We start from the raw sequence: 16,300 nt of genomic DNA on the forward strand, positions 1-16,300 counted from the left end.
GTCGCTATGTCTACATTGGACGGCAAGACGATCATCATGTCCGGCGGCAGCCGTGGCATCGGCGAGGCGATCGCGCTCCGGGGGGCGAAGGACGGCGCGAACGTCGCGCTGCTGGCCAAGACCGCCGAACCGCATCCGAAGCTGCCCGGCACCATCTACACCGCCGCGGAAGCCATCGAGAAGGCCGGCGGGCACGCGCTGCCGATCCTCGGCGACGTCCGCGACGACGACGGCGTGGCGGCGGCCGTTGCGAAGACCGTCGAGCAGTTCGGCGGCATCGACATCGTCGTGAACAACGCGAGCGCGATCGACCTGACGCCGACCGAGCAGGTCAGCATGAAGCGCTACGACCTGATGCAGGACATCAACGCGCGCGGCACGTTCCTGCTGTCCAAGCTGGCCATCCCGCACCTGCGGAAGTCGGCGAACGCGCACATCCTGACGCTGTCGCCGCCGATCAGCCTGGACGAGAAGTGGTTCACCGCCGGACACCTCGCGTACAGCATCGCGAAGTACTCGATGAGCCTGGTGACCGTCGGGCTCGCGGCCGAACTCAAGAAGGACGGCGTCGCGGTCAACTCCCTGTGGCCGCGCACGACCATCGACACGGCGGCGATCCGCAACGTCGTCGGCGCCGAACTGGCCGACCGCAGCCGGACGCCGGAGATCATGGCCGACGCCGCGTACGCGATCCTCACCAAGCCGAGCGGCGAAGCGACCGGGAACTTCTTCCTCGACGACGAGGTGCTGCGCGCGGCCGGCGTCACGGACTTCGCGAAGTACCGCATCGGGGGTTCGGAGGAGGACCTCCAGCTCGACTTCTGGGTCGATCCGGCTTGACCGGCGTCCGCGAACCCCAGCAGGAACGCAGCCGCACCACGCGGCGGCGGCTGATCGAGGCCGCGCTCGACAGCTTCGGCGAGCGCGGCTGGCACGGCGTCACGGTCGCCGTGATCGCCGAGCGCGCGGGCGTCTCCCGGGGCGCCGCGCAGCACCACTTCCCGACCCGGGAAGCCCTCGTCGCGGCCGCCGTGGACCTCCTCGGCGAAGCGCAGATCGACGAGCTGCGGGCCCAGGCCGCGGACCTGCCGAGCGGGGCGTCGCGCATCGAGCGCGTCGTCGAGATGGTGCTGAACCTCTACACCGGGCCGCTGTTCCGCGCGGCCCTGCAGCTGTGGTCCGTCGCGGCGACCGACGACGCGTTGCGGGACGTGCTGGTACCGCTGGAAGCGCGGGTCGGGCGCGAGGCCCACCGGGTGACGGTGGAGCTCCTCGGCGTCGACGAGTCCCGCGCGGGAGTGCGCGAGCTGGTCCAGGCCACCCTCGACCTGGCGCGCGGGCTGGGCCTGGCGAACCTGCTCACGGACGACACGCGGCGCCGGAAGCAGATCGTGCGGGAATGGGCGCGGACGCTGGAGCTGCGGCTCGGGTGAGCCGGTCCAGCGCCGCCTGGCTCTCTTCGTCGGCGGCGCGGTGGATGACCAGCAGCTGGTCCGGGTCCTGGACCGGCCTGAGCGTCTCGAAGTGCAGGGCCAGCACCCCGGCCTCGGGGTGCCGCACGACCTTGCGCCCGCGGGCGTTGACCTTGACGTCCCGTTCGGCCCACAGGCGCGCGAACTCCGCGTCGCCGTCGGTCAGCTCGGCGATGAGGCCGGTCAGCGCCCGGTCGTCCGGGTGCGCGGCCCACGCGGCGCGTAGGTGCGCGATCCCGTCCCGCACCACGCGTTCCCGGTCGACGTAGAACTCGCGCACCCGCGGGTGCATGAGGCAGATCCACACGGCGTTGCGCCGCGATGGCGGCAGCGTGCCGAAATCCACCATCAGCCTCGCCATCCCGGCGTTCCAGGCCAGGACGTCGTAGCGGTGGTTCAGCAGCATGGCCGGCAGCGGGGAGAGGTCGGCGACCAGCCGGGCCAGCGGCGGCGCCGCGGTGGTGGCGAGCCGGTCGGTGTCGCGGGGACGCTGCCGCGCCAGGTCGAAAAGGTACGCGCGCTCGTCGGGAGCCAGGCGCAGTGCCCCGGCCAGCGCTTCCACGACGTCCGCCGAGGGCCGCAGTCCGCGGGCCTGCTCCAGCCGCACTATGTAGTCGACGCTGATGCCGGCCAGCTCGGCGACGTCTTCGCGGCGCAGCCCCGGGGTCCGCCGGCGCGGCGGCAGGCCGAAGTCCCTCGGGTCCAGGCGTTCGCGCCGGGCCCGCAGGAACGCGCCCAGCTCCACGGTGGGTGTCGTCATGATCGCTGCAACCGCCGGGGTGGGACCGGTGTTCCCAGGAAAGTCCTTCCCTTACCCCGGCCGCCGCGCGCACGGAGACTCGCTGCCGACGACGAACCGACGACGAACCAAGGAGGACACCATGTCGCTCACCCTCGACAGCTACCGGCTGCTGGGCCGTTCCGGGCTGCGGGTTTCCCCGCTCGCGCTGGGCACGGCGACCTTCGGCACCGAGTGGGGCTGGGGCGCCGAGAAGTCCGAGGCCCGCAAGCTGTTCGACACCTACGTCGAGCGTGGCGGCAACTTCATCGACACCGCGAACACGTACACGAACGGCAGTGCCGAGCGCCAGCTGGGCGAGTTCGCCCGCGACCGCCGCGAGAGCCTGGTGCTGGCCACGAAGTACACGACGCTGCGCCGGCCCGGCGACCCGAACTCCGCGGGCTCGCACCGCAAGAGCCTGTTCGCGTCGGTGGAAGCCAGCCTGCGGCAGCTGGGCACGGACTACCTCGACCTGCTGTACCTGCACGTGTGGGACTTCGCGACGCCGGTCGAGGAGATCCTGCGCGGCCTCGACGACCTGGTCCGCCGGGGCAAGGTCCTGTACGTGGCGATGTCCAACGTCCCGGCCTGGGAGATCTCGCGCATGCAGGCGATCGCCGACCTGCGCGGCTGGTCGCCGCTGGTCGGGCTGCAGGTCGAGTACAACCTGGTCAACCGGGCCGCGGAGCGCGACCTGATCCCGATGGCGCGGGCGATGGGGCTGGGCGTGACGCCGTATTCGCCGCTGGCGGGTGGGGTGCTGACGGGCAAGTACCGCACCGCTCCCGCCGCGGGGACCCGGGCGAGCTTCAACGCCGGGCTGGGCGTGGTCACCGAACGGAACCTGGCCATCGCCGACGTCGTGGCGGAGGTCGCGGTGGAGCTGGGCCACACGCCCGCCCAGGTCGCGCTGGCCTGGACCCTGCGGAACCCGGGCGTGACGGCGCCGATCGTCGGTGCCCGGACTCCGGAGCAGCTGGAGGGCAACCTGGGCGCGCTGGCGGTCGAGTTCACCGCGGCCCAGCTGACGCGCCTCGACGAGGCGAGCGCGATCGACCTCGGCTATCCGCACGATCTGCTGGCCGGGGACCACATCCGCGCGGTGATGCGCGGGGAGCTGAAGCTCGAAGCCCGCCGCTGACCGCCGGCCGGGTGCCGGGACGACGCCGGCACCCGGCCGTCCCCCGCTGTCGTGGGCATGGGGACCGGCATCGAGGCCGTGGCCGACATGCCACCCGCCGGTCTCCTGCCGTGCGAAAGCTCGTCCGGCGGTCGGTCGACACCCCGGCGCGCCCGGCGGTTTCGGTGTGCCGCCGACGGGCCGGTGGTCTGAACCGCTCGCCGTGACCCCTGAACCGGTCGGCGACACGCCGGACCAATCCGGAACCCCACCCGGGTCCGAAGCGTCATAGTGTTGTAAGTAACACAATCGGCCCAACGGGCGAATGACTATACGTAGCAAGTACGCAGAGGAAGGCAGTCCGGTGTCCGGTTCAGGAGTCGAGCTCACCCACCGAGCGATGGCGATGCTGAAGGCAGTGGCAGCAGGCCGTGCGCAGATGTCCTGCAGCTGCGAGCCCGACCTCTTCATCGACGGATTCGCCTGTTGCGATCAGATGACGGCCCACGCGCTGGCGCACGGTGGCTACCTGCGTCCCGCCGTCGAGGCCGCCGCCGGGCGCGTCCCGGCCGAGCTGACCGAGGCCGGGCGCGCCGCGCTGGAGATCACCGCCGCCGCCTGAGCGCCCGCGCGCGTGTCACGCAGTGTCGTGGACTCGCTCATGTGTTCGATTCCGATTCCCGCCGGGTCAAGACCAGGGCATCGCCGTCGGTGATGGCGACCGTGTGCTCGGAATGGGCCGTGCGGGAGCCGTCGGCCGAACGGATGGTCCAGCCGTCGGGGTCGAAGACGATCCGGTCGGTGGTTCGGGCGAACCAGGGCTCGAGCGCGAGCGTCAGGCCCGGCTTGAGCTTCATCCCGCGCCCGGCCGTGCCCGTGTTGGAGACGTGCAGGTCCTCGTGCATGGTCCGGCCGATGCCGTGCCCGCCGAACTGGGTGTTGACCGGGTAGCCGTAGTCGCGGGCCACGGCCCCGATCGCCGCCGAAATGTCGCCCAGCCGGTTGCCGGCCAGGGCCACCCCGATCGCCGCCTCCAGCGCTTCTTCGGTGGCGCGGATGATCCGCAGGTCCTCCTCGGCGGGGGTGCCGACGATGACCGTGCGCGCCGAGTCGGCCGCCCACCCGTCGATGGTGACCGCGAGGTCGGCGGTGAGCACGTCGCCGTCGCGCAGCACGTAGTCGTGCGGCAGGCCGTGCAGGACGGCGTCGTTGACCGACAGGCAGATGACGTTGCGGAACGGGCCCTCGCCGAACGACGGCGCGTAGTCCCAGTAGCACGACTCCGCCCCGCGGCGCTTGATCATGCCGCGCACGTGGTGCTCCAGGTCCATGAGGTTGACGCCCACGTCGGCGAGCTCGCCGACCTCCGAGAGCACCTCGGCGACGAAGCGCCCCGTCACGTGCATGCGCTCGATCTCCGCACGCGTCTTCAGTTCGATCACGAAACCCTCGCGTCCCCCGTTGTCGGTATAGTTATACCGGAACCGTAGCACGGCTCCGGTATAGAAATACCAGGCGGGACCGGCTGCCCGCCGGAGCGCCCGGAAGGCCGTCCGACCTGGCAGGCTTGAGCCATGGCGGAACCCCCACCAGCGGCGGACGACGAAGCGACGGTCTTCCTCCCCAGCGACCTGCGCGGCGCCCACTGGCCGACCCGCGACCCCGACGTCTCCCGGCGGCCCTACGACGAGTTCGCCACCCAGATCGTCGCGCGGCCGCCCGCCTCGCCCGTCAGCGCCGGCCGCGGCGAGGGCGCCGGCTCGTCGCTGGCCCGCTCCAGCGGCCGGATGGCCGTCGCCTCGACCGTCAGCCGGATCACCGGGTTCGTCGCGAAGCTGCTGCTGGCCGCCGTCGTCGGGACCGGGGTCGTCAACGACTCCTTCACCGTCGCGAACACCCTGCCCAACATCGTCTTCGAGCTGCTCTTCGGCGGCGTGCTCGCGAGCGTCGTCGTGCCGCTGCTCGTCCGCTCCCAGGACGACCCGGACGGCGGCCGCGCCTACACCCAGCGGCTCATCACGATGGCGCTGGTGCTGCTCACCGTCGGCACGGCCGTCGCGGTGGCGATCGCGCCGCTGTTCACCGCGCTCTACGTCGACAAATCGTCCGCGACGGCCAATTCGGGGCTCACCACCGCCCTGGCGTACCTGCTGCTGCCGCAGATCCTGTTCTACGGCCTCTTCGCGCTGCTTTCGGCGATCCTCAACGCGCAGAACGTCTTCGGCCCGCCGGCCTGGGCGCCGGTGCTGAACAACGTCGTCGTCACCGCCACGCTCGTCCTGTTCGCCGTCGTGCCGGGGGAGCTGACGCTCGACCCGGTCCGGATGGGCGACCCGAAGCTGCTGGTCCTCGGCCTCGGCACCACGCTCGGCATCGTCGTGCAGGCCGCGGTGCTGGTCCCGGCGTTGCTGCGCACCGGGTTCCGGTTCCGCTGGCGCTGGGGCTTCGACCCGCGGATCAAGGAGTTCGGCGGGCTCGCCGCGTGGATCCTCGGCTACGTCGTGGTCAGCCACGTCGGGTTCGTCGTCACCACCCGCGTGCTGACCCACGGGACCAGCGGCGGCGTCACGGCCTACAGCTACGCGTCCCTGCTCTTCCAGCTCCCGTACGGCATTCTCGGCGTCTCGCTGCTGACCGCGCTGATGCCGCGGATGAGCCGCGCGGCCGCCGACGGCGACACGGCCTCGCTCGTCGGCGACCTTTCGCTCGCTTCCCGCATCTCGACGGTCTTGTTCGTGCCGATCTCCGCCGTGCTGGCGGTGGTCGGCACGCCGGTCGGCATCGCGATCTTCACCTGGGGCCGCGGCACCCTCGGCGACGCCGAGCGGCTCGGCCAGACCCTGGCCGTCTCCGCCGTCGGGCTGCTGCCCTTCGCGCTGGTCATGTTGCAGCTGCGGGTGTTCTACGCGATGAAGGACGCTCGCACGCCCACGCTGATCATGCTCGTGATGACCGCGGTGAAGATCCCGCTGCTGCTGCTCTGCCGCGGGCTGCTCGACGGCGAGCACATCGTCCTCGGCGTGATGCTCGTGAACGGCGCCGGGTTCGTCGTCGGCGCCGTCCTCGGCCAGGTCTGGCTCTGGGTCCGGCTCGGGCACCTGCGCAGCAAGCGATCCCTGCGGGTCGGGATGATCACCCTCTCCGTCAGCGCCCTCGGCGTCGGCGCCGCGGTGCTCGCCGGCTACGCGGTGCCCGGTTCGCTCGGCGTGATCGCCGCGGCCTGGGTGAAACTGCCGGTCCAGACCTTGCTCGGGATGGCCGTCCCGTTCGGCTTGCTGGCACTGCTGAGGCTCCCGGAGTTCACTCCGGTGACCCGGCGCGCGGGCGCTCTCCTGCGTCGCTTCGCCTCTCGTTGACGACTACGGCCGGGAGCGTGATCCGGATGTCTCGAAACGGTAACGAGACCGCTGCGATCAGCGCGTTTACTTTTGCCGCGCGGCTTTCTACGATCCATCCGGATCAGCGATGGGGCGGAGGTCGTGCATGACGCGCAGGGCGCGCAGGCGGCGGGACCGGGTCACGGTCGACGAACTGCTGCGAGAGGCCGGGGCGCGACCGCGGAAACCCGGTTCGCGCTCGGCCGAGGTGGCCGCCCGGCGTGATCCCGACGCCGAGCCGCACGGCGCCGCGGGCCGGATCGCGCTGGCGTCGGCGGTGATCGTGGTGCTCGGCGGGCTCGTGCTCGCCCTGGCGACGCGCACCGAACCCGCCCCGGGGTCCCGGCAGTTCCCGCAGCTGCAGCCGGCCACCGGCGTCCCCACCGCGACCTCGACCGCGATCGCCGTGCCGACGCGGACGACGACACCGTCGCCGGTGGTCATGCACGCGCGCCAGACGCCGACCCCCACGCCGACGGTGACGGTCGACCTGCCGCCGTCACCCACGACGACCGTCACCCTCCCGACGTTCACCCCGGACTACCGGTGCTACCCCTACGGCTGCCGTCGCGACGGGACCCCGGTGCGCTGACGCCGCAGCAGCAGGTAGGTCCCGGCGGCGAGCACGAACCCGGCGGCGAACGTCAGGTCGCCGGTGCCGGGCACCGCTTTCGGGATCGGCGCGGTGTAGACCGCCTGGTTCGCGAACAGCCCGACGGAGACCACCAGCCCGACGAGGAACGCGGTGAAGCCGGCGACGTTGCGGTGGTGCCGGTCGGCGAGCAGCTCGCCGAACTCCGTGCCGCGGCGCAGGTGCTGGTCGGCCAGCAGCACGCCGAGCCACGGCCCGATCCAGTAGGCGATGACCAGCAGGAAGTTCTCGTACGCGTGCCCGGCGTCGGCCAGCCCCAGCCACGCCAGCACGAACCCGACGACGCCGAACGCGAGCGCGACGGCGGCCCGGCGCCAGGCCAGCGGCAGGCGGATCCCGAGGGTGAGGAAGGCGAGCGCGCCGGAGTAGACGTTGAGGACGTTCGCGGCGACGGCGCCGAGCGTGATCGCCAGCAGCGTCGCGGCGGCGAGGAACCCGGGCAGGTGCCCGGTGAACGCCGTCGTGGGGTTGTCGTCGGCCGCGCCGGCGATGGTCGCCGAGGCGGCGCCGACGAGCATCAGGATCGTGGTCGAGAGGAACAGGCCGCCGCCGGCGTAGAGGCCGATCGCGCGCGGGGACGCGGTCTTCGGCAGGTAGCGCGTGTAGTCGGCGGCGTAGGGGTTCCAGCCGGCGGTGTAGCCGAACGCGGTGCCGACGGCCAGGAGGAACCCGCCCACGCTGCCGGAATTGGTGGTGGCGCCCGCCTTCCCGAAGACGACGACGCTCGCGGCGGCGAACACGACGGCGAGGACGACGAAGACGTACTTCTCGTACGCCTGGACGAGGTTGTGCCCGAAGAACGCGATGACGATCTGCAGCGCGACGACGAGCACGAGGCAGGCGACGGTGGGCAGGCCGGTGAGGGCGGCGAGCGCGAAGGCCCCGCTGACGCTGTTGACGGCGAACCAGCCGACGCCGGCCATGACCGACATGAGCGCGGCGGGCACCAGGTTCCCGCGGTAGCCGAACGCGGCCCGCCCGAGCACCATCTGCGGCACGCCGTAACGCGGCCCGCGGGCACTCAGGACGCCGTGCGCGGCGGCGCCGAGCCCGTTGCCGACGACGGCGGCGAGCGCGGCCTGCGTGAAGGAGAGCCCGAACGCGGTGACGGCGAGGACGCCGACGAAGATCGTCGCGAACTCGAGGTTGGGGGACGCCCACGTCCAGGCCAGCTGCCGTGGCCGTCCGTGGCGGTCGGAATCGGCGACGGGCTCGACCCCGCCGGGTTCGACGGCCACCAGCTTGGCGCCGTAGCCGGGCTCTTCGGGGTTCGTCATGCGAGGACGGTAGGTGACGAAGATTGCGGCGGTGTGACGGAAACCGTCCCGGTCACCGGAAACCCCGCGAAGACCCCCTCACCGGCCCCGATGCCGGTGAGAGGGCCTTCGACAGCCCCACTACGGGATCAGGGGTCAGCCGGCGTACCCGGCGACGATCTTCGTGAAGGCGTACTTGTCCTGCGAGATGCCGCTGCACTCGCCGCCACCGCTGCAGTCGCGGTTGGTGGCCCAGAACGTGAAGCGGGCCAGGTGGTGGCTCGTCGCGTAGCCGCGGATGGAGTTGAAGTTCGCGACCGTGACCGTCTCGCCCGCGTTGTCGGTCTTGCCGTTCATCGAGGAGAGGCCGCTGTGCCGGTAGGCGGTGTCGTCGTTCCAGCCGAACGTGGTCTTGAGCTGGTTCTTCAGCCCGTCGACCGCGGACTTCGTGTGCGCGGCCATGTCGCCGCCGCTGGAGAAGTCGAACGGCATGACCGACCAGACGTCGACCGGGGCGCCGATCGCCTTGGCCTGGTTGATCAGGCGCTTGCCCCACGAGTCGGGGCCGGTCGTGGTGGTGCCGATGGTGATGACGACCTTCAGGTTCGGGTTCTTCTGCTTGGTCAGCTTGACCGCGTTGAGGATGCGGTCCTGCACCGTGTTGTTCTGGAACTCGTCGGTGTTCTCGATGTCGAGGTCGATCGCCTTGAGGCCGTAGGCGTCGATCACCTTCTGGTACGCGCCGGCCAGCGCCGAGGCCGACGTGCACTTCGAGCCCAGCTTGGTGCCGGACCAGCCGCCGAACGAGGGGATCACGTCCCCGCCCGCGTTGCGGATGTTCTGGATCATCGTCTTGTCCGAGCCGGTCAGCGAACGGCTGCCGTCCCACTTCGGGTTGCAGGTGCCGTCGGACAGGACGAACGCGAGGGTAAACGCTTTCACGCCGGTGGCGGACATCGCCGCGGTCGGGCTGGTCTGCCCGCCCCACTGGTACAGGTACGGCGATGCGAGCACCGGGTCGACCGCGGCCATGGCCTGCGGGGCGAGGCCGACCGCCGTCGCCATCGCGGCTCCGGCCGCGACCGCGAGGGTGACCAGACGGTGCAGGGATTTCGCCGATCCGGCCAAAAGCAGGCCGCCCCTCGCGCGACGAGTAACCGTCGCAACGAAGTGGTTCGGCCGTGACTGTGGGCGGATCGGCGATGAACGATGCAGCATGGGGGTCCTCCAAACGTGGTGGATGGAGCACCTCCGGTTTGAGGCGGCGGGATCATCCCGGGAGGAGCATTGCGTGCCACCACACAGTGGACTAGACCAATGTTGTATGTCAACCCTCCGAGGGTCGGAAATATGACTTACTGTGCGCGGACGGCTACATCTTCTGGGTCCGGGCCCCGGACCCCAGCCGGGGGGCAAGCCCGCCTGGACCCTCCAAAGATCCCTGGTGAGCGGCGGCGACGTGAGATTCCCCTGAAGGCGGAGTGACAGCGCGCCGCATTCCGGCTACTTTGCCGAAATGGTGGGGGATTCGGTCGCCGCCGGCGGAGAACGCCGCCCGGGCCGGTTCCTGCCCGTCGTCGTGCTGAGCCGGTGTGCGCTGTGGCGGCTGCCGCGGCGTGGCCAGGCCCTCTACTTCGTCGCGATCGACGTCCTCGCCGTGGCCGCCACCGTGCTCGCGGCCCTGCGGTTTCCGCCGCTCGCCACGATGCTGGTGCCGTTCGCGCTGCTCGTGGGCGGGATGCTGGTGTCGGCCGAGCTCGCCCGGGCGGTGGAGCGCCACCGCGAAGACACCCTCCTCGGTCCCGGCGTCGACACCCCGTGGATCTTCGCCGGAGTACTGGTGCTCCGGCCGGGTCTCGCCGTCGCGCTGGTCGTGCTCTCCGCGCTGCACCAGTGGTTCCGGGTCCGCAGAAGACCCGTGTACCGGCAGGTGTTCGGCGCCGCCGCGACGGCGCTGGCCGGACTCGTCGCCGGGGCGTTCCTCACCGCGACCGGCGGCCGGCCGCTGGGCGAGGTCCTCGACGCCCGCACCGTCGTCCTCCTGACCGTCGCCGGCGTGGTGTTCCTGGCGGTGAACGCCGCGCTCGTGACCGCCGCCGACGGTCCCCGCCGCCCCCGTGAAGCTCTCCCGGGACACGCGTTCGACGCCGCGATGACGGCGTCCGCCCTGCCGCTCGCCTGGGCCGTGGAGGCCGCGCCGCTGCTGGTCCCGCTGCTGGCCGGCGCCACCGTCGTGCTGCACCGCGGCGGGCTGGGCCGCGGCCGCCGCGACCACGTCACCCTCGACCCGGGTACCGGCGTGCTGACCGCGGCGTCGTGGCGCGGCGCCGCCGAAGCCGAGCTGAACCGCCTCGGCCGCCACGGCCCCGGGCAGGCCGTGCTGCTGCTCGACCTCGACCACTTCCGCCAGCTCAACGACCGCTACGGCGCCCGCATCGGCGACGCCGTCCTGCGCGCGGTCGCCGACACCCTGCGCGACGAGGTCCGTGCCGCCGATCTCGTGGGCCGCTCCGGCGGCGAGGAGTTCGCGGTGCTGCTGCCGGGCACGGGCCGCTTCGACGCGATGGCGATCGCCGAGCGGATCCGGCTCCGGATCGCCTCGACGCTGGTGGCGTTGAAGGCCTCGGGCGACGGGCCGCAGTTCGTCGGGGTGACGGTGTCGATCGGCGTCGCGGACTGCGTGGACGGGCTCCTGGCGGACGCGCTGCTGGCGGCGGAGGCGGCGGTGCTGCGCGCGAAGGCGGCGGGCCGCAACCGGACGATCTGCGTCGAACCCGGCTAGCGCGTCTTGCCCGCGACCCTCGGCCGGGCAACGCCGTCGACGGCCACGCACAGACCATCGAGGAGCCGCTGGGCCGGGACGTCACGGCGACCCGCGCCGGCTCGCCGCCGTTATCCGACCGTTAGGCGGGCTGCCCAACCGGGAATACCGGTGGGCGTCTTTGGTGGCAGGGAAGGCGGCGAGGGGCCGTCGGGGAATTCAGGGGGAACAATGTATTCACTTCGTCGTGTCGTGCGGATCGGGTTCGGGGCCGGAATCGCCGCGGTGGTTCTTTCGGCTTGTACCGGTCCGCAGGATTCGCCGAATGGCGCGCAGCCCACGCCGGCGGCGACCACGGCGACCGCGACGACGGCCATCCCGGCTCCCACCTCCGCGCCGCCAGCGAAGCCGGTGCCGGCGAAGGTGACGGAAGCGGCGTGCGCGTCGGCCACCAAGGCCACGCTGGAAGCCGCGGTCAAGGCGGACAAGGACCTGTCCGGGGCGCTCATCATCGACAGCAAAGGTCTGCAGCGCGTCAAATGTGTGGGCCCGTGGGCTTTCGCGCACTTCACCAACGAAATCGACGGTGGCGGTATTTTGTTCAACCACCGGAACGGGACCTGGATCGCGCAGGGCGGGGGCACCGGGGAATTGTGCGAAAAGGTCCCGGTCGCGATCGCCAAGAAGATCTGCTCCTGAGGCTCAGGTGACCGTGATCGCGTTCAGCTTCTCCCGCAGGTAGTCCGCCGCGATCACTTCCGGGTACGTCGTCCGGCCCAGGGGAGGGGCCAGCGACGTGATCCGCGCGTCGTGGTCGGTCTCGTAGAAGAAGATCAGCGACACCAGGTCCTCGTCGGGCGCCGTGGTCGCCGGCGGGAGCACGCGGTGGCGCGTCGAGCGCCAGCGGTCGCCGGTCCAGCGGGCCATCAGGTCGCCGATGTTGACCGTGAACGCGTCCGGGTGGAACGGCGCGTCCTCCCATTCGCCGGCGTCGGTGTAGACCTGCAGGCCGCCGACGCCGGCCTGGCGGTCGAGCACCGTCACCGTGCCGAAGTCGGTGTGCGGGCCGATCCGGAACTGCTCCGGCTCCGGCGCGCCGACGTGGGTCATCGGCGGGTACCAGTTGATGTTGAACGTGTACGTCGGGTGCGCGGTGTGCCGCGTGAAGTGGCTCTCGGCCAGGCCGAGGGCCGCGGCGAAGATCTCCAGCAGGTGATCCGACAGCGCCCGCATCCGGCGCATGTACTCCGTGGCCACCTCGGCGAGCCCCGGCACCTCGTCCGGCCAGACGTTGGCCTGGAACCAGAACCCGTCGACCTCGGCGACGCCGACGCCCAGGTCGGCGCCCGCCGAGTACGACTCCTTGAGGTCCGGCGGGGTCTCGGTGCCTTCGGCGTAGCCGTTGGCCTCGACGCCCGGCGGCAACCAGCCGCGGCCGCCGACGGTCACGGCGTAGCGCTGCTTGACGTCCTCGGGCAGCGCGAAGAACTCCCGTGCCAGCTCACGCGTCCGGCGGCGCAGGTCGTCGGCCACGCCGTGCCCGGTGACGAGCAGGAACCCGGACTCGCGCAGCGCGCGGTCGATCTGCCCGGCCACCTCGGCGCGGCCTTCGGAGGTACCCGCGAACCACGGCGAAAGGTCCACGAGCGGAACGGTTGACGGCATACCGGCTCCTCAGCAAGCACTGTCCTATCCGGACTTCTCGACCCCGATGTCCTCGAACCACAGGTCCGGGCGCGCGGCGATGAACTCCGTCATCAGCGCGGTGCACGCGGGGTCGTCGAGCAGGGTGATCTCCACGCCGAGCCCGGCCAGCCAGTCGTGCCCGCCGTGGAAGGTTTCGGCCTCGCCGATGACGACGCGCCCGATCCCGAACTGACGGACGAGCCCGGAGCAGTACCAGCACGGCGAAAGCGTCGTGACCATGATCGTGTCGCGGTAGTGGGGACGGCGCCCGGCGTTGCGGAACGCCGAGGTCTCGGCGTGCATCGAGGGGTCGTCGTCCTGCACGCGCCGGTTGTGCCCGCGGCCCAGGAGGGTGCCCGCGGTGTCGAACAGCGCGGCCCCGATGGGCACGCCGCCCTCGGCCTTGCCCAGCTCGGCTTCTTCACGGGCGACGGCGAGCAGGGCACCAGGGTCGATCGGCATGCGCCACTCTTTCCGCCCGACGCGGTCCGTGGCAAGGGCCCGGCCACGTCCGAGGTGCATCGAGGACCGGAACTGTCCTCGATGTCTGGCACACTGCGTGCCATGTACGGGACATCGGAACGCCTGCTCAGGCTGCTCTCGCTGCTGCAGGCGCGGCGCGACTGGCCGGGCGCCGACCTCGCGTCGCGGCTCGAAGTCGACGTCCGCACGATCCGCCGTGACGTCGAGCGGCTGCGTTCCCTCGGCTATCCGGTGCACGCGACGCCGGGGGTGACCGGTGGCTACCGGCTCGGCGCGGGCGCCGCGCTCCCGCCGCTGCTGCTGGACGACGACGAGGCCGTCGCGGTCGCGGTCGGCCTGCGCACGGCGGCGAGCGGCACGGTCAGCGGCATCGAGGAGACGTCGGTGCGCGCGCTGGCGAAGCTGGAGCAGGTGCTGCCGGCCCGGCTGCGCCCGAGGGTGGGTGCCCTGCACGCGGCGACGGTCTCGCTGCCCGGCGGCGGCCCGACGGTCGACGCTTCGGTGCTGACGGCGATCGCGTCGGCCTGCCGCGACCACGAGCGGCTGCGCTTCGGCTACGGCGACCGCGCGGGCGCGGAGACGGAACGGTCGGTCGAGCCGCTGCGCCTGGTCCACACCGGGCGCCGGTGGTACCTGGTGGCGTTCGACCTGGACCGCGACGGCTGGCGCACGTTCCGCGTGGACCGCATCACGGGCGTCCCGGTGCCGAGCTTCCGGTTCACGCCGCGCGAACCCCCGGCCGAGGACCTGGCGGTGTACGTGTCGCGTCAGATCTCGGCGGCGCCGTACCCGCACCAGTTCGTGCTGCGGGTGGCCGTCCCGGCGGCCGTGCTGGCCCAGCGGATCCCGCCGACGAGCGGCTCGGTGGAGCCGATCGACGAGCACAGCTGCCGGGTGCGGACCGGGGCGAACACCCTGGACACGGTGCCGTACTACCTGGCCCAGTGGGGGTACGACTTCGTGGTGGAGGAGGCGCCGCCGGGGCTGGTGGAGCGGCTGCGGGAGGTGGCGGAGCGCTTCGCCCGCGCGGTCGGTTAAGGCGCTTCGACGCGGAGGCGATCACTTTCGCCGTCGGTGAGGAACGACGCGAGTTCGCCTCCTTCCTCGGTCACCGCCGAGCGTTCGGGCTTGGTCAACCGCCGCAGCGGCCGCACCACCACCGTCTCGGCTTCCACCGTCCAGGTCGCCGAAACCCGGCCGTCCACCAGCACCACCCGGTCACCCGCGACCGAAACGCCCCGGTGGGCGTCGTCGATGACGCGGGTCCGGTCGTCGTAGCCGAGGATCGCGTTGTCGAACGCCGGCAGGAACCGCACCGGCGCGGGGGTGTCCGCGTCCGGGCGCGGCGCGTCCGGCAGGTCGAGCAGCTCGCGGCCGCGCTCGTCGCGGAAGACCACCAGTTCTTCGCGGACCGCCTGCACCGCCGCCGGCAGCCCGGCCAGGCCGGACCACGCGCGCAGGTCCGCCGTCGCCGCCGGGCCGAACGCGGCCAGGTACCGGCGCACCAGCGCCCGTCCGACCCCGTCGTCCGGGTCGAGCGGATCGGCCTCCCGGCCCAGCCACGACGCCAGCGGCACGTTCCGCACCCCGCCCTTGGTGCGCCACAGCCCCCGGGGAGGGAGCTGCACCACCGGGATCAGCGCGGCGATCAGCATCTCGCCGAGCGGCCGGCGCTCGCACGACGGCCACTTGTCCGCGACCGCCCGGGCCAGCTCGCCCATCGAGCGGGGCTCGCCGTCGGCCAGGACCGCCCGGCCCGCCGCCGCGAGCTCGTCGAGGTCGACCCCCTCGAGCTCGCGGCGGTAGGTGCCGAGGACGCGCTGGCGCAGCATGGCGTCGAAGCGGGCCCGCCACGCCAGGACGTCCTCGGCGGTGAGCAGGTGGACGGTCCGGCGCATCAGGTGCGTCCGCACCACGCGCCGCTCGGTGAGCAGGTCCGACAACGCCGCCGGGTCGAACGCGCGCAGCCGCGACCACAGCCCGGTGAACGGCTCCTGCGGCTCCTGCGCCTGCAGGCCGCCGAGGTGCGCGACGGCGTCGTGCACCGGCAGCTCGGCGCGGTCGAGCAGCAGCTGCCGGGCCAGCGTCGCGCGGTTGAGCGACCGCGCGTCCAGCACCGTCACGTCGCCTTCCGGCCGTCGAGCGTCTCGCGGAGGAGATCGGCGTGCCCGGCGTGCTGAGCGGTCTCGGCGATGATGTGGATGATGGCCCGCCGCGCGCTCCACACCGTCCCCGGCCGGTTCCACGGCGCGTCCGGCAGCGGGTGCGTCGCGGAGAGGTCGACCTTCGCGACGACCTCTTCGGTGCGCTTCGCGACGTCTTCGTAGCGCGCGAGCACGCCCGCCAGGGTCTCGCCGGGCTGCATGGAGAACTCGTTCTGGTGGTCGATCGCCCACCGCGGGTACTCGCGGGCGGTCCCGGCCGCCATGTCCGCCCAGGTCACGCCGTCGGGCAGGTCGAAGCGCATGGCCGACGGGCCGTCGACGGCGAAGCGCTGCCAGTTCTCTTCCATGGACGCGACGTGCTTGACGAGGCCGCCGAGGCACAGCGCGCTGACGGTCGGCCGCGCGCCGGCCTGCTCGTCGGTGAGGCCGTCCGTGGTGGTGATGAGGGCGGCCCGGGTGACCGCCAGCTCGGCGATGAGGTCGTCGCGTTCGGTTTCGTGGGTCATGCGACCAGCGTGTCAGAAGTAGCGGACAGAATGTGTCCGCT

General features: G+C 72.1%; 17 protein-coding genes. 9 read left to right on the forward strand and 8 right to left on the reverse strand.

Annotated elements, in window-relative coordinates; all coding sequences use genetic code 11:
* Positions 1–6 precede the first annotated feature (6 nt).
* Together AA23TX_RS11725 and AA23TX_RS11730 are read left to right on the forward strand one after the other, a co-directional pair.
* Entirely contained in the window at positions 7–840 is an 834-nt protein-coding gene (locus AA23TX_RS11725) for an SDR family oxidoreductase (RefSeq protein ID WP_155542563.1), read from the forward strand.
* A complete protein-coding gene (locus tag AA23TX_RS11730; RefSeq protein WP_155542564.1) occupies positions 837–1,433 on the forward strand; it encodes a TetR/AcrR family transcriptional regulator in 597 nt (198 codons plus the stop codon). The genes AA23TX_RS11725 and AA23TX_RS11730 overlap by 4 nt, the downstream gene beginning before the upstream one ends.
* Here the strand turns inward: AA23TX_RS11730 and AA23TX_RS11735 are convergent.
* Positions 1,360–2,232: a helix-turn-helix domain-containing protein gene (locus AA23TX_RS11735; protein WP_155542565.1), complete on the reverse strand. Its 873-nt coding sequence runs from the start codon at positions 2,230–2,232 to the stop codon at positions 1,360–1,362. The two genes, AA23TX_RS11730 and AA23TX_RS11735, sit on opposite strands and share 74 nt — an antisense overlap.
* Before the next feature lie 121 nt (positions 2,233–2,353).
* Here AA23TX_RS11735 and AA23TX_RS11740 point away from each other — a divergent pair, with 121 nt between their 5' ends.
* Positions 2,354–3,394, forward strand: coding sequence for an aldo/keto reductase (locus AA23TX_RS11740; RefSeq protein ID WP_155542566.1), 1,041 nt, complete (start codon positions 2,354–2,356; stop codon positions 3,392–3,394).
* Positions 3,395–3,737: 343 nt separating this feature from the next.
* Positions 3,738–3,995: a hypothetical protein gene (locus AA23TX_RS11745; RefSeq protein WP_155542567.1), complete on the forward strand. Its 258-nt coding sequence runs from the start codon at positions 3,738–3,740 to the stop codon at positions 3,993–3,995.
* Positions 3,996–4,032: 37 nt separating this feature from the next.
* Here the strand turns inward: AA23TX_RS11745 and map are convergent, their stop codons facing one another.
* Positions 4,033–4,815, reverse strand: a complete 783-nt coding sequence (map, locus tag AA23TX_RS11750) for a type I methionyl aminopeptidase (RefSeq protein WP_155542568.1) — start codon at positions 4,813–4,815, stop codon at positions 4,033–4,035.
* A gap of 132 nt (positions 4,816–4,947) precedes the next feature.
* Here map and murJ point away from each other — a divergent pair, with 132 nt between their 5' ends.
* A complete protein-coding gene (gene murJ / locus AA23TX_RS11755; protein ID WP_155542569.1) occupies positions 4,948–6,729 on the forward strand; it encodes a murein biosynthesis integral membrane protein MurJ in 1,782 nt (593 codons plus the stop codon).
* A gap of 127 nt (positions 6,730–6,856) precedes the next feature.
* Positions 6,857–7,342 (forward strand): hypothetical protein, encoded by a 486-nt coding sequence (locus AA23TX_RS11760; protein WP_155542570.1) that lies wholly within the window; start codon positions 6,857–6,859, stop codon positions 7,340–7,342.
* Here the strand turns inward: AA23TX_RS11760 and AA23TX_RS11765 are convergent.
* Both AA23TX_RS11765 and AA23TX_RS11770 read right to left on the reverse strand, forming a co-directional pair.
* Entirely contained in the window at positions 7,306–8,679 is a 1,374-nt protein-coding gene (locus tag AA23TX_RS11765; RefSeq protein WP_155542571.1) for a purine-cytosine permease family protein, read from the reverse strand. The two genes, AA23TX_RS11760 and AA23TX_RS11765, sit on opposite strands and share 37 nt — an antisense overlap.
* A gap of 135 nt (positions 8,680–8,814) precedes the next feature.
* The gene (locus AA23TX_RS11770) at positions 8,815–9,723 is read right to left on the reverse strand and encodes a chitinase (protein WP_230862431.1); all 909 of its coding nucleotides are present in this window, start codon (positions 9,721–9,723) and stop codon (positions 8,815–8,817) included.
* Between the two features lie 451 nt (positions 9,724–10,174).
* On the opposite strand from AA23TX_RS11770, the gene AA23TX_RS11775 reads away from it, so the two are divergent.
* The gene (locus AA23TX_RS11775) at positions 10,175–11,440 is read left to right on the forward strand and encodes a GGDEF domain-containing protein (RefSeq protein WP_155542572.1); all 1,266 of its coding nucleotides are present in this window, start codon (positions 10,175–10,177) and stop codon (positions 11,438–11,440) included.
* 231 nt (positions 11,441–11,671) lie between these two features.
* Complete coding sequence (locus AA23TX_RS50060; protein WP_230862432.1) at positions 11,672–12,118, forward strand: hypothetical protein; 447 nt, start codon at positions 11,672–11,674, stop codon at positions 12,116–12,118.
* 3 nt (positions 12,119–12,121) lie between these two features.
* Here AA23TX_RS50060 and AA23TX_RS11785 read toward each other — a convergent pair whose 3' ends face one another.
* On the reverse strand, positions 12,122–13,084 hold the full coding sequence (locus tag AA23TX_RS11785; protein WP_155542573.1) for an isopenicillin N synthase family dioxygenase: 963 nt from the start codon (positions 13,082–13,084) through the stop codon (positions 12,122–12,124).
* Between the two features lie 24 nt (positions 13,085–13,108).
* Positions 13,109–13,567 carry a nucleoside deaminase gene (locus AA23TX_RS11790; RefSeq protein ID WP_155542574.1) on the reverse strand — a complete coding sequence of 153 codons (459 nt, stop codon included), beginning with the start codon at positions 13,565–13,567 and terminating at the stop codon, positions 13,109–13,111.
* Positions 13,568–13,669: 102 nt separating this feature from the next.
* Between AA23TX_RS11790 and AA23TX_RS11800 the strand changes: the two genes are divergently transcribed.
* Positions 13,670–14,626, forward strand: coding sequence for a helix-turn-helix transcriptional regulator (locus AA23TX_RS11800; protein ID WP_196425285.1), 957 nt, complete (start codon positions 13,670–13,672; stop codon positions 14,624–14,626).
* Here AA23TX_RS11800 and AA23TX_RS11805 read toward each other — a convergent pair.
* Together AA23TX_RS11805 and AA23TX_RS11810 are read right to left on the reverse strand one after the other, a co-directional pair.
* Complete coding sequence (locus AA23TX_RS11805; protein WP_155542576.1) at positions 14,623–15,711, reverse strand: winged helix DNA-binding domain-containing protein; 1,089 nt, start codon at positions 15,709–15,711, stop codon at positions 14,623–14,625. The genes AA23TX_RS11800 and AA23TX_RS11805 overlap by 4 nt on opposite strands.
* On the reverse strand, positions 15,708–16,259 hold the full coding sequence (locus AA23TX_RS11810) for a DinB family protein (RefSeq protein WP_155542577.1): 552 nt from the start codon (positions 16,257–16,259) through the stop codon (positions 15,708–15,710). Before AA23TX_RS11810 ends, AA23TX_RS11805 begins: the two co-directional genes overlap by 4 nt.
* Positions 16,260–16,300 lie beyond the last annotated feature (41 nt).

The sequence above is a fragment of the Amycolatopsis camponoti genome, assembly GCF_902497555.1.
GTDB classification, from domain to species: domain Bacteria; phylum Actinomycetota; class Actinomycetes; order Mycobacteriales; family Pseudonocardiaceae; genus Amycolatopsis; species Amycolatopsis camponoti.